Source organism: Vibrio sp. ED004 (genome assembly GCF_023206395.1).
Lineage (GTDB): Bacteria > Pseudomonadota > Gammaproteobacteria > Enterobacterales > Vibrionaceae > Vibrio.
Genome location: NZ_CP066150.1, coordinates 694,483 through 719,998, shown reverse-complemented (window position 1 = coordinate 719,998; position 25,516 = coordinate 694,483). Strand labels below are relative to the sequence as shown.

Genomic DNA, 25,516 nt, shown 5'->3' with positions numbered 1-25,516 from the left:
ACTCAATAAAAGGGGAGAAAAATCAGCGAACATTCCCTAAACAATACTAGCAAAAAACAAAACATTAACAGTTCATTAATTATCACTCATACGCCGTAATGTAAACCGACATCTTGTGACTTACATTCCGATATACGCAATGTCACAAAATACATCGTATGAATGTGTCATAATCTTGAAATTCAAGCGTTATTTTCAAGGAATATCATGACTGCTACGAACTATCTCAACGAATTGAATCAAAAGTATCTTGCGACTCATAAAGCAAAAGAAGACTTCTTTTGGGATACTTACATGGGAATAAGTGACGACCATGATGGCTCGACACAAGCGCAAACTCAGTGGACCGAGTTTCTTAGTGCAGCTGAACAAATTACGGCTATAAAAAAGCACATTTCTGCCATTGACGAGATTCAAGACGTTCAAGAAAAAGAGAGCACATTAACAGGGCTGAATGGCTGGTTAGCGACCTTTAAATCTCACGCTATCGAATCCCAACAATCTCAGGCGCTAAAAGCAGATCTCATCAAGTTCGAGGCAGAGCTGTTTGAGAAAAAACAGAATCACGTGATGACATACGTTAATGAAGCGGGTGAGGAAACAGAAGGATCGTTACCGGTTCTAGGTTCAACAGTAAGAACGAATAACAATGAAAAAGTGAGGCTATCAGCGCATCAAACACTATTAGGACTTGAGCAATGGCTTCTGGCTAATGGTTTCATTGAGCTCATCAAAAAGCGTAATCAATTTGCTCAATCACTTGGCTTTAAGACCTTTTTTGATTACTCCGTCGTGAAAACTGAACAGATGACGACCGAGCAACTGTTTACGATTCTGTATGATTTTGAAGCTCGTACACGCGATAGCCATCAAAAAAGTCTAACGAACTTAGCTAAGCAGAAAGGCACAAGTGCACTCGAAGCGCATAACTTTACCTACTCTTTTGCTGGTGACGTTATGAATGACTTAGACCCTTATGTTCCCTTTTCAAAATCACTGAGACGCTGGATAGAATCTTTCGGCCGACTGAACATCGAATATTCTCAAGCAACATTGAAATTGGACCTGCTTGATCGCAAAGGAAAATACCCAAATGGCTTCTGTCATGGACCAATCCCTTCTTTCTATGATCAAGGTGAATGGGTTGCCGCTCAAGTGAACCTCACTAGCAATGCTAAACCCGATCAAATAGGTAGTGGTTATGACGGGATTAACACCTTGTTCCACGAAGGTGGTCATGCTGCGCACTTTGCCAACGTAAAAATGAACGCTCCGTGTTTCTCTCAAGAGTTCGCCCCAACGTCAATGGCTTATGCGGAAACTCAATCGATGTTCTGCGATAGCTTGTTGAATGATGCTGATTGGCTAAAACAGTACGCGCTTAATTCAGAAGGCCAAGCTGTACCAGATGAATTAATAAAGGCCATCATTGATAACAAACAACCGTTCCGCGCTTACCAAGAACGCAGCATTCTCGTGGTTCCGTATTTTGAGCGAGCTCTATACGAGATGGCTGATGAAGATCTGACGCCTGAAAAGATCACGGCGCTTGCTCGCAGCAGTGAAAAGAAGATTCTAGGATTAGATTGCAGCCCTCGCCCACTGATGGCGATCCCGCACTTATTGTCTGATGAAGCATCTTGCGCATATCAAGGTTACTTATTGGCTCATATGGCGGTGTACCAAACGCGTGCATATTTCACCGAGAAGTTTGGCTACTTAACAGATAACCCAGAGATCGGGCCTTTGTTGGCTGAGCACTATTGGCATCAAGGCAATAGCGTGAACCATAACGGGACAATACAAAGCCTTACTGGGGAAGGCTTCAATGCCAAATACCTTGCTGACGAGTGTAACTTATCACCAGAACAGGCATGGGCGATTGAAGAGCAAAAGATCAAAAAACTGTCTTCTCGTGAACGTGCACAAGTAGCTGATTTAAATGCGAAGATATCGATCGTTGATGGTGCAACTGAATTAGCGAACAACGCAAAGTCGAATGACCAGATGTGTGATGATTTTGAGCAATTTATTGTAGAACAATACGGACGATAATCAGCGGGCGAGTTAAGTAAGCCTTACGCTCAAAAATCAGAAGCAAAAAACAAAAAGGACGATATTTCATCGTCCTTTTCTTTTAAATCTTGGCACTACATCGAAACGCAAGCTGACAGAATTTCGGTATCAAACTCAATATCAACTGACTCAATGCTTCTCAAAGACTTTCTATGGATGCCGTACACCTGCCCCGTCAAAACAATATAAAACTTCTCAGTTTTAAGTAGCTCCCACGCTTCATCTAGAGATTCAACGTACACCTTGTTTTGCGAATCTTGCGGGCGAGTACCAGCAACTCTTCCGTGCTTACGTGCTAATTCAAACAATCCATTGCGATTAGGTTTACACGTAAACAGGGTGTCATTGCCATAAATGACACCCTTGCCAGTCATGCTCTTAACCATTGTATTTCTCCAGATAATAATCCACTCGTCAAACTTGAGTGGCATACCACATGTCGAACAGTGGATGCTTAAGCCGCACAAAGAAGAGAATATGGTGTAAAGACCGGGCAGCAATTACACCATAGCGTTCAATTTCGAGTATTTGAGTTCTAAGGGCTTAAGTTCTTAAGTAAATTTAAGCTCTTAGAATTACTTATGTTCTTAGAAGTAGTAGTAAGCAGCGGCGAATACGTGTGTTTCTTCGTCGTATTGCATACCAGTAGAACCAATGCGAGAGCCTTCAATGTCTTGTTTGATATCGATGCCCATGTCTGCATTTTCTGCGATACGGTACATTGCAGCGATGTTGATGTAAGAAGCATCTACATCCGCTTGTCCGTCAAGTTCGTTGTTGCTAGATGCGTAACCAGCAGCAAGCGTTAGGTCTTCAGAAACTGTGAAGCCACCAGATAGGTAGTAACCTGTGTTTTTCTCAGAATCACTCTCTTCAATCCAAGAGTTCACACCTAACTTAAGCGCGCCAACTTTAACGTTACCTGTCACTGTGTAAACTTCGAAATCATCTTCGTAGTCACGGTTCTCGTAACCAGCGTATAGGTTGAATACTTCTTGCTCTAGACCGATGTAGCCGTTCACACCTTTGTCGAAATTATCATCGTTGCGAGAATCTTTCGTTTCAAAGTAAGAGATACCGTAAGCAATGCCGCTTGTTGCACCTTGGAACTTAACTACGTTGAATGCATCAGAAGCATCGCCAGCAGAAGCACCAAACTCATAAGTGTTGTCGCCTGCGCCATCGACTTTATCTAGCGCCGTGTCATTTTCCCAACCAAATGAAGCGATACCGTAACCAGTGTCGAAACCTAACCACGCTTTATCTACGTCTGTCGCAGGGCCAGTATCAATACCGTTCACCCAAGCAGATGTCGCTGCGTCGTTCGCTGCAACGTTATTGTCAGTTGTGTAGTTCAGCATCATGTCAGTTTCGAAGTAACCAACAAAACGGTTGTTACGGTAACTTACCGCAAGCGTTAGGCCTGTCGCCCAATCATCGTAAAATGCTTTAGAACCTGTGTCGTAGTAACCACCAACACCGAAAGAACCTGCTACTGAGAATTGATCTTTGTGCATAGAATCAAAAGCAAACATCTCTTCATTCTGGCTGTTTTGGCTGCTTGTGTTTACAGCGAATGCTGAAGTTGAAATGCTTGCAATCGCAAGTGCTACTAATGTTTTTTTCATGGTTACCACTACCTATATATTGATTCGGCCTTGTTAGTCCGGCCTTTTGGAGTGGCACTATTGTTCAAAAAATCACGTTATTGATATACCGTAAATTTACTGAAATTTTATAGCTTTGATGAATTAAATTACATAATGATATGTTGATATGGCTTTTATATTGAGAAACGCAACCCGAGCGTAAACCCGATGTCGGTACTGTTGTCCATGTTACGGATGTTTTCGATCATCAAAGCCTCAATCGCAAGTTGATGTAGGCGATAACGGTAACCCACGACCACTTCGTTGGAAGGTTCAGAAAAATCTGGATCGTTGCTCGCCCACCCTTGATAGTTGAGAGATTCAATAAGCAAACTATGACGCTGATTCAGTCGATACTCATACCCTATCGCCCAACTCGCGCTTACGTTTTCAAAACTTAAGTCTTCTAGGCCAACAAAAGAATTATCGCCATTTCGATGCACTAAACCGACGGTCGAAAAAATACTGTGTTTGGGTGTGATATAGCTGTAGTTAAGTTGAATGCCTTGCTCAAAACTTGTTCTCGCAAATTGGCCAATTCTTACGTTGTTGTAATACAAAGAACCACCAGCAGAGAGCGACATAGGCCCTCTGGAATACAGCAACAGCTCATTGTAAAAAGTCAGTGCATTGGTTAAGTCATCACCTTCAAAATCAGAGACATGAACGCCAGCATTATGAAAATCCATGGTGAATTGATCTTCTGCTACCTCATCACGTCCATTCTGCCCAATGCCAAATAGGTCATGAAACCCCATCACAAAACTATCTAAGCCGTTATCTTTGGCAGTGACGACACGATAATCCAGTTCTGTTTTCCAAATGGGAGACGCTTGCCACTCAACAGCAATATTGGATTGGTTTTGGTAGTAGTCTAGAGAATAGGCTTCCGTATGAGCCCATATACTGGCCTGTGTATAAGATGACTTGAACTCTATAGTGCCGGCTCTATTCGGTTGGGCAGAACGCAGCTGAGTTGAGAGAACGTTTGAATGAATTGGAGACTGAGCGTAAACAAACATTGGCGACGCTATGGCGCTAGGAAAAGTGAGGATCAGTATGGATGAAGTGAGTAAGACTCTAAACGCTATCACGGTTCTGCTCGATGATATAAAACGTCCGATTCTCTTAAAATCACAGGCTGATTTATGCAGAAAATGTACTGCTTTTGACTAGAATAGATAGAACAAAGTGTTATAAAAAAAGAGAATTAAGAACACCTTAGTTATCTTATCCCGTTAACTTGCGCTGCCACGAGTTAGCGAATATCTTCACCGCGTGAATGAATAGCCAAATTTTTAATAAGGATAAAATGTGAACGCCTCTAACCAGAGCTTTGAGCAATTGTTGATGAGTCAGTCTGCAACTTTGATCAATAGTGACCCAAGGGATTTTAACGCGACTTGGTCCACAGCAAGCTTTGATGTTCTAGACTGGTTCGATATTGATAGGCTCACACTTTACCCGAATTCGATGGTGTTACTGGAAGATGGGAAAACCTGTTCCGTTTCCAAATCGCACATCCCTTCAATCAACAAAAGAGACTTTGTTGGTTGTAACCACCTTGAATATCTAAAACTTCTTAAAACGTCCGAAACCTACTTGGAGTTTTCAGAGGCACAACTCGCGATCAGCCAAAACGATGTGTTGAGTCAAATACATAAACAAGGTGGAAAATGGCACTGTATTATCCCTCTGCAACTGTTCAATCAACGCTGGGGCGCTCTCTCTTTTACCAACTTTCATGACAACAAAACCACCTTGGGTTTCGAAGACATCAAACGCCTGAAACTAGTCTGTGAAATGTGGCTTTGTTATTGGCAGCATTCAACCTTAGCGAGAACACTGAATCAAAGCGAAAACTTGTGGGAAGATGATAGCGATAAATTGCTGTTACTGACGAAGAAGCAAACCACCGTGCTTTCTCTTATTGCTCAGGGGTTTACCGCCAAAGAGTGTGCCGATAGGTTGCACTTGAGCCCACGTACCATTGAATCCCATAAATACAGAATGCTTGGGCTAATGGAGCTCAATAATCACAACGAGTTAGTGCAGTTCGCCTTACGTAACGGATTAGGCATCACTGAAAACCAACACACCACTCGTTAAGCTTATTTAGTCTGTATCTGGCTTATTCGTTGCCTTCACTTAATGCGAATTTAATCTCATCGGATGAAAAGCCTTTGCGGCTCAACATGGCGTAAGCCTTTGAGCGTTCCTTATGATCGTTAAGGTCATAAGATTTTTTCTGAAGCTGTTCCAAACAAGAAGAGTAAAAGTCCAATTGCTCTTCATTGATCAATCGGTCGATCAACGTTGAAAGTTCAGTGGTATCGATTTGTCGCTGTCTAAGTTCTTGTTGGATAGCGGTTAAGCCTTTCCCTTTGCGAGCATACTTGAGCACTTCCTTCTCCAAATCCGCTTTGTCGGCCTTGATTTGGATATTGCTTTTCAGTTCATGCGCTTGTGGGTGCTGCTCGATGGCAACTTTGACCTGTTGATAGCTGAAGCCACGTTTTTGCAGTGAGGCGACCAACTTTTCACGGCTCATGGTAAAGCTTGTATAGTAGTTGTTGATTCGCTCTATCAATATAGTTTGTTCGTCGATATTTTTTTCTGAAGAAACCTTGTGAATAGCATCAGCAATAATCGAATCAGAGAGTCCCTTCTTCTTCAATTTCTCTACGATGTATCGAGATCCAAATTCGCCAAAGAAGGCTTGTTCTGCGAATTGCTCAGCAAAATCTTGGTCGGATTTAAGATAGCCGTAACCTTTCAAGTTGCTCAAGGTTTCATTGATCCAATCTTGATTGTCCGTTTTCACTTTTAACTTCGCAATCAACTCGCTTTCCGTCATGTCCCTCTGGGTTAAATGCCACATCGCCGAGTTCATGACACTTTCGATTCGCGTCGCTTTTCTTACCGTTGTATTTCTCGTTTTTGGGTTTTGCTGTGAATCATCCATTCGATTTCAACTATCCAGACTGAGCCTGCCCCATGATAACGCAATTCTGACTAGCGTGGAGTGACATAAAAGAACGAGATTCAGATAAACTGGCTTCCAACAAAAATGGACACCTATTTGGCGTCCATTTGATTGTCACATGAAAAAATCGACTTTTAGACGAATTAACTCTCTTCGTGATTGTAAATATGCACATCTCGTTGCGGGAATGGAATCGTGATGCCTTCTTCATCAAAGCGTTTCTTCACAGTTTCCGTCACATCCCAATATACATCCCAGTAATCGTCTGTCTTAACCCACGGTCTTACCACGAAGTCTACAGAAGACGTATTTAAGGTATGCAGCTTAATCATATGCTCAGGCTTTTTAAGCACTAGAGGGTGCGCAATAATGATGTCGTTCAATACTGCTTTTGCTTTATCGATGTCATCTGAATAACCGATGCCAAACACCATATCCACACGTCTCACGCGCTCTGCCGTGATGTTATTGATAACGTCACCCCAGATCTTGTTGTTCGGGATCACCAAGCGTTGGTTATCGATGGTTTGAACCGTTGTCGATACTAAGCTCATGTCTTTTACTGTGCCTTGAACGCCCGCGACTTTTACCATGTCACCGACATCGTAAGGACGGTAAATCAAGATCATCAAACCAGACGCAAAGTTAGACAGCGTATCTTGCAATGCAAAACCAATGATGACACCCGCGACACCGAAACCTGTTAATAGCGGCGCTAGCTCAATCCCTATTTGAGACAAAGCGATAAGCAGGCCAACAAACACGACCGCTTTGGATGCGATTGATACAAAGAAGTCTTGCATCAATACACTAAAGTCCATTTTAGAGTGCGAAACGCTCTTGCGAACCGTCTTACGAGCTACGTTAGCAATTAGGCGAGTGACGTACAAAATACCGAGAAACAGAGCGAGTTTAACGATAAAAGAAGGGGTATTTTCAAAAGCCCATGAACTGAAGGAACGTAGCCAACCGTCTAGTAGCTCTAGTGCGACATCGACATCCAATACATCGGCGTTAATGTCGCCCGTCGTTGCTAGTAGCACACGCTTGTAAGAGGTCACATCGACGCCAAACGGTTCCATCAAGGTGATGGTTTCTTCTAAGCTCGCCACCATAACGCTGGTACGTTCGCTGAAGCGTTCCAGTTCTTTTTTAATGACCGCTTTCTCTTCTTCATTCACGAAAGACAGGCGCGCTTCAAGATCTTGTCGCTGTGTATCAGTGTAAAGAATGGCATTAGTCAGATATTTAGAACGAGCCACCAGCGCCGTTTTGAGATCAGCTTCAGGGACGGCTACATCAATACCACGCTCTTTTGACCAGTCGAGTGTCTTAGCCAATTGCTGATAATAAACATCCATCATCCCGATTCGTTTTTGAATGCGAAGCTCAAGACGTTTCTTAGCATCACCCTCTGTCGAACGGTTTTCTTTGCTCATTGAAACGATTTTAATATCATTCAATGACAATAATTTTTGTAATAGTTCAACCTGCTGAGCAAGAACAATATTGAGCTCTTCTTTCTTATCGGATGATAACTGGGTGAATATATCTTCGCGCAAGCCTTGGTTCTTACGCCTTAATATATCTTCAAGAAAGGGTTTCTCAGCATCGTGCGCCGTTTCTAGTGTTGCCAAATCGAGCATCAACTGATCTTGTACTTGTGCTATTTTCTCGACGCTTTGTGCATAACTTCCAAATGCGACAAACGCCAACATTAACAATAGACAACGCCAAACCTTCATCATATTAATTCCTATTATTGTCTAAATTGACCCTATAAATAGTAGTAAAAAGAATATGGATAACAAGCATTTAAAGGTATGTTGTGTTAAAAATTCGCAAAATATCAGTCCGCATCTAATATTTGAGAGTTCCAATCCCCTCTTATGACCTGTAGAGTACGCAACCAACAAAGAACAACGGCCAATATCTTCACCTAGGTACATGCATTAAAATGCCTTGAATCCGATGTTGGCTCACAGCAAGAGAATAGAAAAATGAACAACGAACTTGATGTTATTGAGTCTCTAGAAGAGCTAGAAAAATTCCTAATTTCAGTGGAAGCTGGCGGTTTGGGCCTTGAAGGGGTTGAAGGCGTAGGCATGGCAACCAATAATTCAGATGGTCGTCACTTCGTTGCTGTATTCAACAGCAGCCACAAAGTTCTACTTGCTCGTTGGATCACTCAAGAAGTCTTTGAAAATGGTAAAGACCTAGTGCGTAACGGCCCACGTCGTAGTCACTAAGATTACCCATTAGAAGGCGTTGGAGTTCTGAACTTCAATGCTAGCGAAAGAAGCCCAATCGAGTTCCTAACGAACGGTTGGGCTTTTTTGTCTCTGTTTTATCGCTCTTTTTTATTCAATCGAACACCTTTGCTAATTATATACTGCTCAAGGGAAGTCACGGCTTTGGTCAACAAAACAGCGAATAGAAAAAAAGAACAGATTATTATGAACTTAAGTGAAAATGCGATGCCTTAGCCTCTGAGTTTGGCGTTTATGTGCCCCTTTGACTTTGACAATTTTATGACTTGTGGCACGCAGCAAAGTTATCTAAGCTAGCCTGCTTCTAACCCGTTTTAAATACTAACTGATTCGATTACTGACTGATTTGCTGAATACATCGCTACTTTCTTTATCCCAACAGAACCGCCAACAAAAGCAATCGCTTTGGGCGCTTCTTCTTACCGGACTGGTTATCGTAACTTGTTTGGCAAGTACGCTGTCTGCAAATAAAGTGACGTTTTCTAAGGCTTCGGTTAGCCAATCAACACACATAGGTTCTGAAACCAGCGACCCACAAGCGACTATCGCTTCATTTAAAAAAATGTCTGAGCTTTATGTCAGCGTTTTTGGTTCAGATGCGTCTAAATCACTGACGGCACCGAATTCTAGCGCCTGTGACCTGAGCTCAAAAATGCTCATCTTCGCCACGCCGAAAACAGGCTGGTTGATCCCTTTCATTTTATTTATTGCTGTCGCATTCAGCCTTTCACCTCATATATCGAGATTATCTAGAGACAACCATCGCTCTACTCGACCAACAAAACACCGCCTACACCTAAAGCACTGTATATTTAGAGAGTAAATAACCGGGCTATTCCACCCTTTTATTTATTTTTTGGAGATACATTTGTGTACAACACACTACTAACTAAGTTTGTCGATTCATTGGCATTCTGCATGCGTACATGCGCGAAAACTTTAGTCACTGCCATTTTGGTCATGACATCATTTAATGCTTTAGCACAGACTACAGGCTGGCTCAGCGTGCCTGAACACCCACCGGTCAAAATGCGAATGATGTCGACAGGTGAACAGTCGGATGACGGTTCTAAGATTCAAACCGTGCTGGATGTCGTGCTCGACGGCGACTGGAAAACCTATTGGCGCAGCCCAGGCGAAGGTGGCATACCTCCAAGCTGGGACTGGTCTGGTTCAACAAACATTGAGTCGGTAGAGTGGCATTGGCCAATTCCGAAGTACTACGAGCAGCTAGACGTAATGACGTTGGGCTACAAAAAGCACGTCAGCTTTCCGGTCACACTCACACTGAAAGACAACACTAAGCCAGCCATCTTCAAGGCTTCGTTCACTTTTCCGTCGTGCACGAATATTTGTGTGTTAACCGATTACGACATCGAACTGCCGATCGACCCACAAACATTAGAGCTCGATGAAGAAGCCATGTTCTTGTTCAATCAAGGCATGAGCCAGTCACCGCGCGAAGCAAACCGAACTTCAGTAAATGGCTTGTTTTGGGACAAGAGCAAGCAGCAACTGGTGACTCAGCTAACAAGTATAGAAGGCTGGGATAAGCCGATGGTGTTGATTGATGGCCAAGAAGTAATTGACGACTTCTTCTCTCAGCCAGCCATTCATATCACAGACAACACAATGACGGCCGTTTTCGATGTGAGTAACTGGATTGGTGACGTCGACTTAACGGATCGCACCGTTAGCGTCACGGTTTCAGATACTAACTTTGCTGAAGAGATGACTGCTCAGGTTGGCTCAGAGCCTATCGCCTATCAATCAAGTAACACCAGCTTTATTGCGATGATTGGCTTTGCCTTAATTGGTGGCTTGATCCTTAATATCATGCCGTGTGTTTTACCTGTATTAGGAATGAAGCTAAACAGCATCATTCAAAATCAAGGAGCATCAAACCGACACATCCGAATCTCATTCCTAGCATCGGCGATGGGTGTCATCACCTCGTTTGCGCTATTAGCCTTAGGCATGACAGTGCTCAAAATGGGCGGTAATGCGATTGGTTGGGGAATCCAATTCCAAAACGTTTGGTTTATTGGGTTTATGCTGATCATTACCCTACTGTTCTCAATTAACCTACTTGGTTTATTCGAGTTCAGACTGCCATCGGGTTTAAACACTTGGATGGCAACCAAAGGCGATGACTCATACTCAGGTCACTTTGTTCAAGGTATGTTTGCCACGCTGTTAGCAACGCCTTGTAGTGCTCCGTTCCTTGGTACCGCCGTGGCTTACGCGCTGGGCGCAAGCTACCAAGAGTTGTGGGCTATCTTCATCGCGCTTGGTATTGGTATGAGTGCACCTTGGCTAATTTTCGCGCTGTTCCCTAGCCTCACCAAACTGCTACCAAAGCCGGGCGCGTGGATGTTCAAGGTTAAGCTGGTATTTGGCTTAATGATGTTCATCACCAGCCTGTGGTTAACAAGCCTACTTAGCCCATTCATTGGCAAGTTTCCAACCATCTTGTTGTCACTGTTTATCGTGATTTCAGTACTGGTTTGGATTGGCATGAAATTGGGACGTAAAGTACTCATACCTATCATGGCAACCACTACCTTGATGTTTGGTGCAGCTCTTATTGTCGGCAGTGTTACTGCAGATAACTGGGCAACGCCTATCGTTGATGATCTTGCTTGGCAAAAGCTGGATGCGAAACAAATTCCTCAATTGGTCGATGAAGGTAAAACCGTATTTGTCGATGTGACTGCTGACTGGTGTATCACCTGTAAGGCGAACAAGATCGGCGTGATTCTTCAAGATCCTGTATACAGCCACCTGCAACAAGAAGACATTGTTTTGATGAAAGGCGATTGGACAACACCAAGTGAAAGCGTCACTCAATACTTACAAAGTAACGGACGATTTGGTGTGCCATTTAATATCGTGTATGGCCCAAGCTATAAAAGCGGTATTCCACTGCCCGTGATTCTGGACAGTGACACTGTCGTTCAAGCCATCGATGCTGCGAGATAAGTGATGAAGACTCCCAACAATGAAGAGAAGCCTCACACGACCAAAGACCAGCCTATAAAAGGTGATGCTAGAAAGCCAAGTCGTCTTAAGAAGTGGGGAAAGGAACTGGTCTCAATGATACTGATCGTTGGCCTGGTTTCGTTTGCTATGGATTTTTATCACAGCAGAAGCATGCCTAAAGGAGATGCGATTCCAATCGTGGGTCAGTCACTGCAAGGTGAGGATATTGATGTTATCGAGCTCAGTAAAAACGGTAAGCCCGTCATTGTCTATTTTTGGGCAACTTGGTGTGGTGCGTGCAAATTCGTGAGTCCAACCGTCAATAGCTTCAATGACTCTCACCAAGTCGTTACGGTCGCCCTTTCATCAGGACCCGATGAACGAGTGCAACGCTACTTGGATGCAAAAGAGTATGACTTCCCTGTGATCAATGATCTTTCTGGGGCAATCAGCAGAAGTTGGGGCGTCAATGTCACTCCAAGTATCGTCATCATCAAAGACGGAAAGATCAGCAGTATCGCAACTGGCGTGACTTCTCCAATCGGGCTGTGGTTAAGAACCTATTTTGCATAACTCGCTTACCAAGAAAAAGCCAAGCAAATGAACCGACTTAAGCCAATTTAACAAACAATAATACCGTGAGCGTGACCTAATGAGCGCTCACGATTATCAAGAATTAGAGAACAAATAACATGAAAAAACATCTGATTAGCGCACTGATTTTAAGCTCACTAATGAGCACCAATGCCTTCGCTGAACTAAGCAAAGAACAAACCCAACAACTTGAAGAAATTAATCAGTTTCTGAAGGAAAACCCTTCGACTATATCGGGTTTGCATACCAGCCTAGAGCAGTATGTGGCCGGCCAAGAACAAGCGAAGAAAGCACAAGCAGAAAGCCATGATTGGTTGTACAACAATGACGCTCACCCAATAACGGGTAACCCTGACGGCAAATCGGTAATCATCAACTTCACCGACTACAACTGTCCTTTCTGTAAACGCTTGGAGAAAGGCTTGGTTAAACTAGCCTCTGAAAACAGTGACATCAAGATCATCAATGTCTACCTGTCGTTTAAGCAGCAACAAGTGAGCGGCCTTAATACCAATGCAGCGCTATACGCGATGAAAGTATGGAAAGACAACCCAGAAGCTTTCCCTGAAGTCGATCGATTACTGATGGCGAAAAGCGGCAGTCACACAAAATCGTCACTGCAAGCGGTAGCGAAAAAAACAGGTACTGAAGCGCAGTTAGAGACAACGACAGAACAAAGCAACACGTTAATGACTAACCACCAAACCTTTAGCGCACTCGGCTTAACAGGTACACCAACGCTAATGATGAATGGTCAGGTATTACCGGGGTATGTGCCTTACGACCGACTAAAAGACATTGTGGATGACGCTTTCTAATCCAATCTACTAAGGTTGTGAGCCTTAGCTAAAATTGAAGACGAAATTGATAAAGCCTACTTGCGTTAACCCGCAGTAGGCTTTTTATGGCTTTGAATACTAGATTTTAAGATACAACGATTTCAGGTCAGGATTTGAAATAATCGTTTTGAAACAAAAAAGCAGTCGAAGTGTCACCATCTCGCAATGGGTTCTTAATTTATCCTATTTACTCTAAAAACAGTTCTGTCGACGAGTCCAAGACGTGTTAACTCTAGACAACTGTCCTTTGACCGAGCCTAGCTCGGTCTTTTTTGGGGCATTTCAAATAGCAAACCTAGCGACCATCTAACTAATTACTAGCTCAATAAACGGCACACCAACGCCCCCGGCTCTCTTAATGCGTCCACGTTATAACTGAGTACACGACCAGAAGATGGCGCATGATAACGACGACATTCATTGCCGAACGCATCATATTGAATGGCTAACAGATCATCTTGCTCCACGCTTTGCAAAAGCTCGACCTGAGGCAGTACAAAACCACCAATATCAGCTCGAATAGACACGACATTGTTACCTTCAATCCAATCCATGCTCGGCAGTTGCTTTTCCTCTGACGGATCTTGTCCATCGACCTCAAGCATCTCGTAATAGGAAAGCATATTCAAAACGCCGTCTACCGCTCTTTGAATCATGTCAGGTTGAGTGAACTTCCCCATCCCTACTTCTACGGTGATGCTAGGTATACCACTGCGATTCCAAACCGTTTCAAGAATTCCAGGGTCGCCAGGATCATTAAGTACACAGTCGGGTTGCATCAGCCTCGCCATGTTTAAACATTGCTCTATCCGATAATCTGCAAACACATAAAGTGGGTATACTGCACCGCGAGTTTGGGTATGAAGGTCAACGGCGAAGGTGGCATTGTGCTTGAGTAAGCGCTCCCAAAGTGACGCAACAAAGCGCTCTGCTGCTAGTCCGTGAGCATCACCGGGAAAGAGGCGATTGAGATTTGCAGGGCATGAACCCGGATCGGAAGAGATGAAGTCACGACTGTGATTTAACAAACCGGATAAGTTCACCGTAGGTACAATTGTCACCGTACCTTTCAGTGTTTTTCCCACCAAATCTCTGATAATTTGCTGAGCAGCCAATACACCGTTCAGTTCATCGCCGTGAATACCTGCTGTGATCATCAACTTAGGGCCATCTTGGCTGCCTTTGAAAACAGAAACCGGCATGTTTTTAGGTTGGCCGAGTCCATCACTGGTCACTTGAAACCAAAACTGATGCTCTCCAACATGTAAGTCTTCAACATTCAAGGAGCCAATAACCTGTCTACCTTGTAAAACATCGCCTAAGTACTCTGTTTTCATCCAACTACTCCATCTTGTTGAGCAAAATCTATTCTCTTGTAAGTTTTTGCATCATAGAGGATATCTTAACCAGTACAAGCAGTTAATCGATTTAACAAGTACAGTTCAGCCCGTAAAACTCACTCATAACATCCTCACCTCTTTCAAAGTGAAACTTGCACAAATGGCTGTTCTAAAACTTCCAATTTAGATAATTATTCACAAGCCACTCAGCCAAATGAAATAAAAGTGCAATAAAATCAACATTTAAAAAAGTTCCCTATTCACGGAAATGTAATTTTATAGAAATGAAAGCTTAATTTATCTGCTCTAAATTAGCTTCATATCGAAACGGAGAGCGCATTGCTCACGGATTTTAAAATACAAGGTAAGTGATTATGAAAAAGGCAGTTCTAGCTTCTGCAGTGGTAGCAGCACTAGTTTCAGGTTCATCTCTAGCAGCAACAGTTTACAGCTCTGACGGTACTGAGCTTAAGATTGGCGGTCGTGCTGAATTCCGTGGTGACTTCATTGGTTCAGGTGGTGAAGAAATCGAAGGTACAATGGAAAACAAAAGCCGTTTTCGTTTGAATGTTGGTGGTACTACAGAAATCACTAGCGACCTATCTGGTTTTGGTTTCTACGAAGCAGAACAAAGCGTAAAATCTTCTGCTGATAACAGTAAGACTGAAAACTTTAAGCAACGTTACATGTATGCAGGTTTTGAAGGTAACTTCGGCGCAGTATCAGTAGGTCGTCAAGATACAGCTGCAGCTCAAATATCAGAAATGTCGGATGTTACTATCTACTCTGGTGACCAAAAAGCATTCATCAATGCAGGTGACGAGCAAATCAATAACACGTTTGTATACGCTTACGACGCAGACGCACTTTCTCTTAAAGCAAGTTTGATTGCTGGTGAAGACAAAGATACTGACGGTTACGGTATCTCTGGCATTTATACACTACCTATGGGCTTAGGTTTCGGTCTTGGTTACTCAGGTAACGACAACGGTACTGGTAATGGTTCAGCTACAGCATTGATTGCTGGTATTAACTACAAAATGGATGCTTTATACCTAGGTGCTACCTACACAATGGGTGACCTAGACGACAAAGCAAAAACTGAGTTCTCTGGTGTGGAAGTTGCTGCTAAGTACAAGCTAACAGACCAATTTGAACTGGCAGGTTTGTACCAAAAACAAGAAAAAGACGTGACACAGAACTTAACTGTAGACACAGCTGACTTCTTTGAGCTGACTGGTACTTACAAGTTCAACAAATCTATCCGTACATACGTTGCTTACCAATTAAACAACCTAGACGACTTTAAAGTTGCAGGTTTAGAAAAACAAAGTGAAGACTCTCTTCGCTTAGGTTTACGCTACGACTTCTAATCTAAATTTACTTTAGATAAGTGCTAAAAAGGTTGGGCAATCGCTCAACCTTTTTTCATATTCAAATATTCTGACTAACTTCATCAATGCTTTTTCTGGTTAAGTGGTGTTAAATCCGTATCATAGGTGAACCACATCAAATAATTAGAAGCATCATGTCACAACACCATCCGATCCAAGGCGCTAGCTGGATGCTAACCGCAGGTTTAGCCTTTGCTTTGATCAACAGCCTAACTCAAATCGCTAGCATTCATTTCGGACTGACTTCTACTACCGTTGCCGTCATTCAGTATTCAATCGCATTGTTCGCTATCCTTCCTTACCTGAAAACGTTAGGAATTCGCCGCGCACTAAAAACTGATAATCTCAAGCTACACGTATTCCGTGTCTTCCTATCAGTTATTGGTATCCAACTTTGGATTTGGGCTCTGGCTTACCCTGTGCCGATTTGGCAAGGCATAGCCCTTCTTATGACTTCGCCACTGTTTGCAACCATAGGTTCTGGTCTCTTCCTAAAAGAGAAAGTTGGCGCAGCTCGTTGGGGTGCAACCTTGGCAGGCTTTGCAGGTGCTATGGTCATTCTCGAACCGTGGGCTGAAGATTTTAGCTGGGCGACGTTGCTACCCGTTGGTGCAGCTTTCTTCTGGGCATGCTACTCACTGATGGTGAAAAAGCTCTCTTCACAAGACAGCCCTTCAACCATGGTGGTTTACCTTCTGCTATTGATTACACCATTTAACATCTTACTGGCCGTTCCTGATTGGCAAATGCCAAGTGGCGGCACTATTTGGGCTATCTTAATCGTTATCGGTGTTATGACAGCATTGGCTCAGTGGGCTATTGTAAAAGCGTACTCGGTGGCTGATGCTTCTTTCGTTCAACCGTTTGATCACGCGAAATTACCACTTAATGTCTTGGCTGGTTGGCTGGTATTCAGTTGGGTTCCACCAGGTCGTTTATGGCTAGGGGCTGCGATTATCATTGCGTCTGTTGCGTTCATTACCCATTGGGAAACGAAAAAACCGACGAAAGTTAAGAAAGTTTAAAGTCGATGAAATAAATAGTTCTACTGTCCGTTCTATATTGATAAGAGAATTTTAAGCGAGGTCGTAACCATGAAGAAACCAGTCAAGATTACACTATACCGTTGGGCAGGCAGCTGGGGTCCATTTAAAGTAAACATCCCATGTGGAGAATGTACCCTTACCAAAGACATTCTTAAGGATACTTTTGAGAATGAATTGGCTGACGTTGATGTCGAACTAGAAGTGAAAGATTGGTTATCTCACTGGTGGGAACCGCTAAAACTAGGTTCTTGGCATGCGCCTATCCTTGTTGTTGAAGGCAAGGTTGTTAGCCAAGGTGAAGCACTCAATCGTGGTGTATTGGTTCAATCAGTAATCAAAGAGTGGACCAAACGAGACAGCCTAAAAGGCAATATCGTTTATGGCAAAGCGACCTGCCCATTCTGTGTGAAAGCTAAGAAAATGCTTGATGAAGCGGGTGTCGAATATACCTATCACGATGTCGTTAAAGACAGTGCTGCCTTATATCGCATGATTCCAGAAGTGAAAGCACACATTGGTGAAAAAACACCGGTGACCGTTCCTCAGATCTGGCTTGATGGCAAATACATCGGCGGAGCAGACAACTTGGAAGCATGGATGAAAGAAAATGGTCTAGATTCCATTCCAAACAATGTGGTCGACTTATCCAATCAATCGGCAAGCTGATCTCGCTTAGATAGAGTTAAACTTCCGATCATTTACTAATCAGTGTTTTCTTGTGTCCATCCACAACAAAACAAAGCGATGAAAGTCATCAATCGCTAAAACGAAAAAGGCCTTAAACTTCAATGAGTTTAAGGCCTTTTAAAATTCCGTTTTGGAAAATGCTTACTTAGCCATTTTCTTCATCATTCGCTTAAAGAATGATACTTTTTTTGGCTTTGACTTGCCATACAATGCTTCGTGCATCATGTTCTTTGCTGCCATTTGACCAAGGTATACGTGGCCTAGTTCGTAGTTCATGCTTATCTCCGCACATAATCAACTTTCTTAAGCGCGGATTCTACACTTAAAACACCCAAAAACAAGATCTAAATCACACTTTAATGCAAGTTGATGAATTTTATTACAGCGTGAGTATTCCCGTTGTAATCACAATCAAAAGTATAGTTATATATCAATAACTTAAGCTATTACTCGTTTTGACTTTGGTGCAATACATGTAATGTCTCTTGGGATCTAGATTGAAACACCCATAAAAAAAGCAGCTCATGTGAGCTGCTTTTTTAAATGCTTCGCTTAAACTTCATGCTTTGATACTGAAGTCATTAACGATAACTAAAGCCTTAGCTACGCTTTGGCTGACGGTAAGTTTTACCCGCAATTTGGTAAGTATCTTTTTGCTTTAGTTCGAACATAGTTTCGAAGAACCAAGCTGCAAATTTGATTAAGTCATCGCCTTCATTCATTACATGTTCGATGTACTCTTGCTCTTCGCCTTGTTCATTCTCTTGAAGCGTCACGTGGTAAATGCGCTTTTCGCCTTCCACTTCCGCTAGCGCAAATTGACCAGTCAGTGAAGCGGCAGCCTCAGCAACTTCAGTATCCTCATTGGATTTCAATAGCTCAAGTGCTTGAGGTAGGCCATCTAGTGCGCAGATAGCTTTTACCAGTACTTCAAATTCATTTTGCTGCATTTTGTTTTACCTATTAAATGGACGCCAGTATTGTAGAAAACCAGTCAGACAAATACAACGTCTTAACGATAAAGCACTTCTTATTATCCCGAAGAGCTCTATTCATACCACGAACTCTATTCATCTAGACTCAGCGACCTCACTTAGACACTAAGCTCCGCCTGAATCGCAGCGCCTTTGTCTTTTCGGTTGTTAACCACCAAGCTTGCGACGACCATCAGAGCACTGAATACCGCAACGCCATGCCAACCAAAGTGTTCAAACGACAACACGCCAGCAAACGAACCAAACGCGCCACCTAAATAGTAACCCAGCATGTAAATACCATTGATACGACTTTGCGCTTGCGGGTCGATAGAAAACACGCGAACTTGGTTAGAGACCTGTGCACTGAACACACCTAAGTCGATTAAAATGATGCCAGCAATGAGACCCATTAAGTGATCGCCGAACATACCTGAAACCGCAAAGCCAACCACAATCAAAACTAACGCCATATTGATCATCTTGCGAGAGCCGAACTTACTCACAATCGCGCCAGATACCTTTGCACCAATCACACCTGCCAGTGCCACCACACCGAATAAACCCGCCTGTTGAGCGTTGTAATTGAACGGAGCTTCACTTACGTGCAGTGCCAACGTTGCCCAAAGCGCATTAAAAGAAGCAAACCACAACGCACCAGTCAGCGCTGATTTTCGTAAAATCGCATGCTGTTTTACTAACGTCGCCATGCTCGCTACTAACTTTAGATAAGGCATGTTGTTGGTCGGTTTATTGGACGGTAAAAACACGTAAAGCAATACACCAAACAATGATGCTAAAACGGCAGACATAATAAACACCGCGCGCCAGCCATATTGCTCTCCTACAAAGCCACTGACTGTACGAGAAAGCAAAATACCAACAGTTAAACCGGTCATTAAGGTACCGATTACTCGACCTTTAGTTTCAGGTGTGCTTAAAGAGGCCGCAAAAGGGATGAGTTGTTGAGTAATATTGGCGCTAAGACCAATAGCAAAACAAGCAAGCACCATTGCCAACAAACTGGAAGCGTTTGAAGCCACTAATGAAGAGAAAACAAGTAATACAGAGAGAATCGAGATGAGTTGCTTACGCGGTAACTTATCCCCTAATGGCGAGAGAAACAATAATGCCGCTGCATATCCTATCTGACCCGCAGCAGGAATAGAGCCGAGCTGTTCACTTGATAAACCCAGTTCAGTACCAATTTTCGGCAATATTGGTTGGTTGTAGTAAAGGTTGGCAGCTGTTGCAGATACTGCACTAGACATTAACAGTAAACGACCTGTGCCTAATAATTCTCTTTGAGTTTGTTTCATGTTTAACCCTTAAATTCTGTCTCATTGCGTTGATGAGTAGAGTTTAAGGGGACGCTTAAAATAACAGAAATAGCCATTTAATCTAGAATCTATACCGTTATTGCATAGATAGATTTTAGGTCATTTTACGACGGATATTATCAATCTCGCTGTATACAAGTTCGGCAAACACTCGAGCCGTTGGGGAGAGAGTATGCCGATGATGCGTCATGACCAAAGGGATCTCAACGGGCTTTGAATCAATAGCTTGATTGGATCTAATAGAGATAAATGAACATTCATCGAACCTAAGGTCTTTTACCGAATAAGGCACAATGGTCACCCCTAACCCAGCAGCGACCTGAGTAAGCACGGCCTGCATCTGATTCGGCTGTTTTTTGATGTTGGGTGAGAAGCCTGACATTTGACACTGAGTAATGATCGAGTCAAATAGCCCAACAGCCTGCTCGCGCTCGAACACAACAAAAGGGTCATACTTTAGTTCGCTGAGATTGATTTCATTCCGATTTGCTAAAGGGTGCGTGATAGAAACCGCTGCCACCAGTTTGTCGGTGTAGATATTGGTCGATATATAGCTATCTTCGAAACCAGCAGGCAAAACGCGCGAGAAAGCGATATCAATGTCATGTTTCTCAAGCGCTTCAATTTGCTCAGACACGGTCATTTCATACAAACCGACATCGATATTTGGATTATGTTGGAGATAGTTTCGAACTAAAGCAGGAAGAAAGCCGAGCGTTGCTCCTCCTAGATACCCTATCTTGAGGCTACCTACCACACCTGAGGCGGCTTGGATGACGGCTTGTTTGGTGCTCTCGGTTTGTTCAATCAGATGGAGCGCATCTTGCAACAACCTTGAACCCGCAGCGGTAATCGTGACTTCTCGCGATGTGCGGAAGAAAAGCTTAACACCCAACTCATCTTCAAGACTGGTAATGTGGCGACTAATAGCAGGCTGTACCGTATGCAGCTCTTTCGCTGCCCTCGAAAAACTACGGTGGGTTGCTACGGCCACAAAACTACGAAGCACTTTGATTTCCATAAGTATCTCAGCTCACTATCAATCAGTTACTTAAAGTATCGCATCTTTTTAGAGCTGAGTAACCGAGCCACACTTATTCATTTAGCTGAATTCTACTTCCGCGTTGTCCGCTTTCTTGTTCATTCTCGCTGAAGACCAAAGCACGCTGCCCATACCTGCGCCGATGATAAGATAGAACACGCCAAGTTGTAGATGAGTCGTAACCCAACTTTCAACCAAGTATCCACCTAGCAAACCCGCCAAACACATTTGAATCGAACCGGATAGAGCAGACACCGCGCCCGCTTGCTTCTTGTGGGGCTCCAACAACATGCTGATAGAAAGAGGGAAAGAAATACCCTGTGCGATCGCCAGCCAAGTAAATGCCCACACTAGGTTAAAGATGGAGAGTTCATGTGTTAACAACCAAGAGCCAGACGCCAGTATAATCAAAATCGCGAGGCTCATTAACTGAGGCGTACTGAATCGACGATTGAGTATGTTCAACGCCACGCTACCAATCAACAATCCTGCCGAAGGCACAATCATCAAAGATCCATATTCAGCCGCTGTCAGCCCTAGTTGCTCCTGCATTAAAAATGGGAATAGAGATAACGATACCAAACTCGCCATATAACTCATCCAGTTATAGCTGGCGCTGCTTATCACTTGGCGATTCGTTAACAAGCGTCCGTAGTTCTTTACCACTTGGCTTACTTCAAAACGGCTCTTCCCATATGGCAGAGTCTCATGCAACACGAAGTAACCCAATGTGAATATCGCCAATAAATACAATAGAACGAAAAGGAACACAGCCTGCCAACCAAGGTGGAATGAAATCCAGCCACCAAATACAGGTGCAATGATCGGCATGATCGAAGCCGTTAGGGAAATGTAGGACAAGGCTTTAGTCAGCTGAGGGCCATCATAACTGTCACGAAGTACGCTTCGCCCTAGCACCGAGGCACTGCCCGCCCCTAATCCTTGCAGTAATCGACCTACTTCCAACGCAGTCATGTTGTCAGAAAAAGCAAAACAAACGACAGTACCAATCAAATAAACACCCTGACCTAACAAGAAAATAGGTCTTCTTCCCACCGCATCGGACATCGGTCCATAAAACAGCTGCGATAAGCCGAAACCCACAAGAAACAGTGTGACGAGCAGTTGCACATCCACTTGGGTAACACTTAAGTCAGTAGCAATCAGCGGCAGTGCTGGCAAGTAGATGCTGACACCCACTTGTCCCGTCGCAATGATCATCATTGCTAACAGTAATGGCGTTTTTTTAAAGGTCGATTGGCTCAAAAAATTCCCTATTCGTTTGATATTTGTTCATGATATAAGTCTATATTCAAAACCAGTAATTGATAATTAACCAAATTGGAATTTAATTAAGTCCCAACAGGAAATAATATGGATTGGATTCTCAACGTAAAAAGCTACGTTAGAGTGGTTGAAGAAGGCAGTTTTAATGGCGCTGCGCGTAAACTCAATACCACCAGCTCAGCAATTAGCAAAAGAGTAAACTGGCTAGAAGAACGCATCGGCACTCAACTTTTAAAGCGCACCACTCGCTCAATTAGCCAGACCGAAGCAGGCGCACTCTTCTATCAAAGAGCAAAAGATCAACTCGACAATTGGCAGTCGATCATTGATGAAACTCGCTCGGTCAACCAAACCCCTGCGGGCTTGCTAAAGATAGGCGCGACCATTGCGGTTGGCTCTAAGTTTCTTGTGCAATACATGGACGACTTCTTAGAAAAGTACCCTGATATTAAGGTTCAACTCATCACCACTACGCCCGGTCAATTACCCGAGCTTGGTTTGGACTTGGTAATCAGTCGTGAACTAGAACAACTCAACTCATTAAGCTTCAAAAAAACGCCATTGTTCGAGCATAGAGCCAGCTTCTATGCAGCACCAAGCTATCTCGCCAAGTACGGCTACCCCACTTGTGAGCAAGATTTAGAGCAACACAACTCGTTGATTTGGGGAGAGCGTCCGACCCGTGAAGTAGCACTCACCAAAGGGCAGCGAATCACGTTAAACGGTAACTTTGCCACTACCAATCCAGAGGCGTTATTTCATGCGGCGAAGCGTGGGATGGGCGTGTTGTTAACCATCAAAGCGATGATCAAAGAAGATCTAAAACAAGGGACATTAGTTCCAGTATTGCCAAATATAACAGCAGACGAAGTGATGGTTTACGCGTACTACCCTAAGCTTGATTACTCACACACTCGAACCAAGCTGTTTTTGGACCACCTCAAAGAGAGGCTGGATCGAGAGCGAAGCACTCAGATTCTGTGAAATAAATCACATTTAAATTTGAAAAGTTATACAACACGACCAATAATAAACTAGACGCATATTGTTTTGTATGCACAGATAGACAAGACCTTACATAAACAGCTTACACAATGATTCTGGTTAGCTATGGATGGTGACTATGACTCAACATACCCACAACAGCATGATAGATACAGAGCGCATTGGGCGTTTACTTAAGTTGGAAGGTATCGACCTTTTAGAGTCGGCTGTGCTCACGTTGCACCAAACATTTGGTACTCAATACACCAGTATCATTGAGAAGAAGTACTTCCCAGACCAAACGGTTCCCTTGGTGATTGCCCATTCCGACCATGTACTGCATGACAAGATCAACGCGCGTCATGGTCATATCTACCAACAGGCGGTGAATCAACGTCACCCAGATTGTTCGTTTGCGCAATATGTCATTCAGTCGCTTCCTACGTCGGCGTTTAGGCAGGAAATCACCTCACAAAACTCGATCGCAATTCCTACTCGTACCCAAAGTGGTGAGGTCATGGGAGTGCTGTTCTCAACGTTCACCTCTCCTCTTAGCCCAGACCAACAAAATGATGTGATCAAGCACCATCAGCTATTTGCTGACATCATCATCCACACGCTAAGAGAGATGTGGTTCAATGATCGCTCTGAACAACTGGTAAATCAGCTGAGTTACGAGGTATCACACGACAGCTTAACTGGTTTGTTAAATCGCAGCTGCTTATCCGATACCTTAGAATCAATCACTCAACAGAGTGTTACCCCTTTTACGTTGGCCTTACTCGATATCAATAGCTTCAAAGCCATTAATGATATGTACGGTAATTATATTGGTGACAAGGTGCTGCAGTTTGTCGCAGAAACATTGCGCCGAACTTTACCTGAAAGCAACCTGACTTTTCGAACTGCGGGTAATGAGTTCGCCTTCATCACCTACCATTCCGACCCGATAGCCGTGTGCGAACAAATACTGGCCAAAATTAAACAAGGCTACAGTAGCGTTGATATCAAGATAGATTTCGACATCAGCATCGGAATTGCCAGTTCGGATGGAGACAACAAAGACGTTGAGCAGATAATCTTCAATACCAGCTTGGCGCTTAAAGAGTGTAAACACAGCCAAGATACCCATATTCAATGTTATGACACTCACTTAAGAGTTCGTTACCAAAGAAAAACCGAGCTAGTCGCTGCGCTACGAAGTGAACTGGAAAACCCAATTTCACAAAGCTATATCCCCGACAGCAATGGCATGTACGTGGTGGTACAGCCAATTGTGGGTCAAGGTGAAACGCAATGGGAGTACTTCGAGGTACTGACTCGCTGGAAAACAGCCAGACATGGTGACATCTCACCCGTAGAGTTTATTCAAGTGGCTGAAGAATCGGGGCTGATTGTCGAATTAGGCGAACGCATTATTGAACTGGTGTGCCGCGCTAAAACCACACTAGAGCAAGGTTTAGGCTATAAGGTTAAGCTTGGAATCAACTGCTCTGCGCATGAGCTTACTGATTCGAAACGTTATATCTCCTACCTGACTCGGACCATTGAACAGCACCATTTTAAGGCGAATGAGTTTGTTATCGAGTTAACCGAAACAGTTCTGTTATCGCCAACACAAGAGACTAAATCCGCTCTTAACTTTCTGAGAGGACAAGGCTTCACGATTGCCCTCGACGACTTCGGTACAGGCTACTCCAGTTTGAATTACATCCACAGCTACCCTATCGATTGCATTAAAATTGATGCGACCTTTATTCGAGACTTGTTGACTAGCTCGACCTCAGAGAGCGTAGTGTGGCTGATTGTTCAATTGGCCCATAGGCTCGATGTATCTTTGGTTGCGGAAGGGGTTGAAAAACGTGAGCAATTAGAAAAACTGCACGCGATGGGATGTGACAAGATCCAAGGTTACCTCTACTCACCTCCAATGCGACCTGAAGCTATCGTTAGCTATGTCGCGCACTCAGAGCCTTTAGTTTAAAACCCTTGCCGACTCTTCTACCGAGAACTAAAAAAGCCGCAA

23 protein-coding genes are annotated in these 25,516 nt (G+C 43.5%); 12 read left to right on the top strand and 11 right to left on the bottom strand.

Annotated elements, in window-relative coordinates; all coding sequences use genetic code 11:
• The first annotated feature begins 207 nt into the window (after positions 1–207).
• Positions 208–2,055, top strand: a complete 1,848-nt coding sequence (locus tag ITG10_RS20705) for a M3 family metallopeptidase (RefSeq protein ID WP_017630115.1) — start codon at positions 208–210, stop codon at positions 2,053–2,055.
• Positions 2,056–2,150: 95 nt separating this feature from the next.
• On the opposite strand, the gene ITG10_RS20700 is transcribed toward ITG10_RS20705, so the two are convergent.
• The 3 genes from ITG10_RS20700 to ITG10_RS20690 form a co-directional block, all read right to left on the bottom strand.
• On the bottom strand, positions 2,151–2,462 hold the full coding sequence (locus tag ITG10_RS20700; RefSeq protein ID WP_017630114.1) for a hypothetical protein: 312 nt from the start codon (positions 2,460–2,462) through the stop codon (positions 2,151–2,153).
• A 201-nt stretch (positions 2,463–2,663) separates the two neighbouring features.
• On the bottom strand, positions 2,664–3,704 hold the full coding sequence (locus tag ITG10_RS20695) for a hypothetical protein (RefSeq protein ID WP_017630113.1): 1,041 nt from the start codon (positions 3,702–3,704) through the stop codon (positions 2,664–2,666).
• Positions 3,705–3,859: 155 nt separating this feature from the next.
• Positions 3,860–4,780 carry a DUF3187 family protein gene (locus tag ITG10_RS20690; protein WP_026084168.1) on the bottom strand — a complete coding sequence of 307 codons (921 nt, stop codon included), beginning with the start codon at positions 4,778–4,780 and terminating at the stop codon, positions 3,860–3,862.
• Positions 4,781–5,039: 259 nt separating this feature from the next.
• Between ITG10_RS20690 and ITG10_RS20685 the strand changes: the two genes are divergently transcribed.
• The gene (locus ITG10_RS20685; RefSeq protein WP_017630110.1) at positions 5,040–5,834 is read left to right on the top strand and encodes a LuxR C-terminal-related transcriptional regulator; all 795 of its coding nucleotides are present in this window, start codon (positions 5,040–5,042) and stop codon (positions 5,832–5,834) included.
• 22 nt (positions 5,835–5,856) lie between these two features.
• On the opposite strand, the gene ITG10_RS20680 is transcribed toward ITG10_RS20685, so the two are convergent.
• Both ITG10_RS20680 and ITG10_RS20675 read right to left on the bottom strand, forming a co-directional pair.
• Positions 5,857–6,690 carry a RecX family transcriptional regulator gene (locus tag ITG10_RS20680; protein ID WP_248387115.1) on the bottom strand — a complete coding sequence of 278 codons (834 nt, stop codon included), beginning with the start codon at positions 6,688–6,690 and terminating at the stop codon, positions 5,857–5,859.
• 164 nt (positions 6,691–6,854) lie between these two features.
• Positions 6,855–8,459, bottom strand: coding sequence for a mechanosensitive ion channel family protein (locus tag ITG10_RS20675; RefSeq protein WP_017630109.1), 1,605 nt, complete (start codon positions 8,457–8,459; stop codon positions 6,855–6,857).
• Between the two features lie 252 nt (positions 8,460–8,711).
• Here ITG10_RS20675 and ITG10_RS20670 point away from each other — a divergent pair, with 252 nt between their 5' ends.
• The 5 genes from ITG10_RS20670 to ITG10_RS20650 all read left to right on the top strand — a co-directional run bounded on the left by ITG10_RS20670 (position 8,712) and on the right by ITG10_RS20650 (position 13,375).
• A complete protein-coding gene (locus ITG10_RS20670; RefSeq protein ID WP_017630108.1) occupies positions 8,712–8,960 on the top strand; it encodes a hypothetical protein in 249 nt (82 codons plus the stop codon).
• Positions 8,961–9,327: 367 nt separating this feature from the next.
• Positions 9,328–9,804, top strand: coding sequence for a hypothetical protein (locus tag ITG10_RS20665; protein WP_128815165.1), 477 nt, complete (start codon positions 9,328–9,330; stop codon positions 9,802–9,804).
• Between the two features lie 95 nt (positions 9,805–9,899).
• The gene (locus ITG10_RS20660) at positions 9,900–11,963 is read left to right on the top strand and encodes a protein-disulfide reductase DsbD domain-containing protein (RefSeq protein ID WP_128644347.1); all 2,064 of its coding nucleotides are present in this window, start codon (positions 9,900–9,902) and stop codon (positions 11,961–11,963) included.
• Between the two features lie 3 nt (positions 11,964–11,966).
• Positions 11,967–12,536, top strand: a complete 570-nt coding sequence (locus tag ITG10_RS20655) for a protein disulfide oxidoreductase (RefSeq protein ID WP_017630105.1) — start codon at positions 11,967–11,969, stop codon at positions 12,534–12,536.
• A 119-nt stretch (positions 12,537–12,655) separates the two neighbouring features.
• Positions 12,656–13,375, top strand: coding sequence for a DsbA family protein (locus ITG10_RS20650; protein ID WP_017630104.1), 720 nt, complete (start codon positions 12,656–12,658; stop codon positions 13,373–13,375).
• A gap of 338 nt (positions 13,376–13,713) precedes the next feature.
• On the opposite strand, the gene ITG10_RS20645 is transcribed toward ITG10_RS20650, so the two are convergent.
• A complete protein-coding gene (locus ITG10_RS20645; protein ID WP_017630103.1) occupies positions 13,714–14,733 on the bottom strand; it encodes a succinylglutamate desuccinylase/aspartoacylase family protein in 1,020 nt (339 codons plus the stop codon).
• Positions 14,734–15,110: 377 nt separating this feature from the next.
• On the opposite strand from ITG10_RS20645, the gene ITG10_RS20640 reads away from it, so the two are divergent.
• The 3 genes from ITG10_RS20640 (at position 15,111) to ITG10_RS20630 (ending at position 17,842) form a co-directional block, all read left to right on the top strand.
• Positions 15,111–16,109, top strand: a complete 999-nt coding sequence (locus ITG10_RS20640) for a porin (protein ID WP_248387113.1) — start codon at positions 15,111–15,113, stop codon at positions 16,107–16,109.
• Positions 16,110–16,264: 155 nt separating this feature from the next.
• Positions 16,265–17,155 carry a DMT family transporter gene (locus ITG10_RS20635; protein WP_017630101.1) on the top strand — a complete coding sequence of 297 codons (891 nt, stop codon included), beginning with the start codon at positions 16,265–16,267 and terminating at the stop codon, positions 17,153–17,155.
• Positions 17,156–17,224: 69 nt separating this feature from the next.
• A complete protein-coding gene (locus tag ITG10_RS20630) occupies positions 17,225–17,842 on the top strand; it encodes a glutaredoxin (RefSeq protein ID WP_017630100.1) in 618 nt (205 codons plus the stop codon).
• Positions 17,843–18,004: 162 nt separating this feature from the next.
• On the opposite strand, the gene ITG10_RS26375 is transcribed toward ITG10_RS20630, so the two are convergent.
• The 5 genes from ITG10_RS26375 to ITG10_RS20610 all read right to left on the bottom strand — a co-directional run bounded on the left by ITG10_RS26375 (position 18,005) and on the right by ITG10_RS20610 (position 22,485).
• Positions 18,005–18,139: a hypothetical protein gene (locus ITG10_RS26375; protein WP_017630099.1), complete on the bottom strand. Its 135-nt coding sequence runs from the start codon at positions 18,137–18,139 to the stop codon at positions 18,005–18,007.
• A gap of 323 nt (positions 18,140–18,462) precedes the next feature.
• Positions 18,463–18,813, bottom strand: a complete 351-nt coding sequence (locus tag ITG10_RS20625; protein WP_017057980.1) for a hypothetical protein — start codon at positions 18,811–18,813, stop codon at positions 18,463–18,465.
• A 143-nt stretch (positions 18,814–18,956) separates the two neighbouring features.
• The gene (locus ITG10_RS20620) at positions 18,957–20,156 is read right to left on the bottom strand and encodes an MFS transporter (protein WP_017630098.1); all 1,200 of its coding nucleotides are present in this window, start codon (positions 20,154–20,156) and stop codon (positions 18,957–18,959) included.
• Between the two features lie 115 nt (positions 20,157–20,271).
• Positions 20,272–21,198, bottom strand: coding sequence for a LysR family transcriptional regulator (locus ITG10_RS20615; RefSeq protein WP_017630097.1), 927 nt, complete (start codon positions 21,196–21,198; stop codon positions 20,272–20,274).
• A gap of 81 nt (positions 21,199–21,279) precedes the next feature.
• Positions 21,280–22,485, bottom strand: coding sequence for a multidrug effflux MFS transporter (locus ITG10_RS20610; RefSeq protein ID WP_017630096.1), 1,206 nt, complete (start codon positions 22,483–22,485; stop codon positions 21,280–21,282).
• Between the two features lie 108 nt (positions 22,486–22,593).
• Here ITG10_RS20610 and ITG10_RS20605 point away from each other — a divergent pair, with 108 nt between their 5' ends.
• Entirely contained in the window at positions 22,594–23,490 is an 897-nt protein-coding gene (locus tag ITG10_RS20605) for a LysR family transcriptional regulator (protein ID WP_017630095.1), read from the top strand.
• A 139-nt stretch (positions 23,491–23,629) separates the two neighbouring features.
• A complete protein-coding gene (locus ITG10_RS20600) occupies positions 23,630–25,474 on the top strand; it encodes a bifunctional diguanylate cyclase/phosphodiesterase (protein WP_017630094.1) in 1,845 nt (614 codons plus the stop codon).
• Positions 25,475–25,516 lie beyond the last annotated feature (42 nt).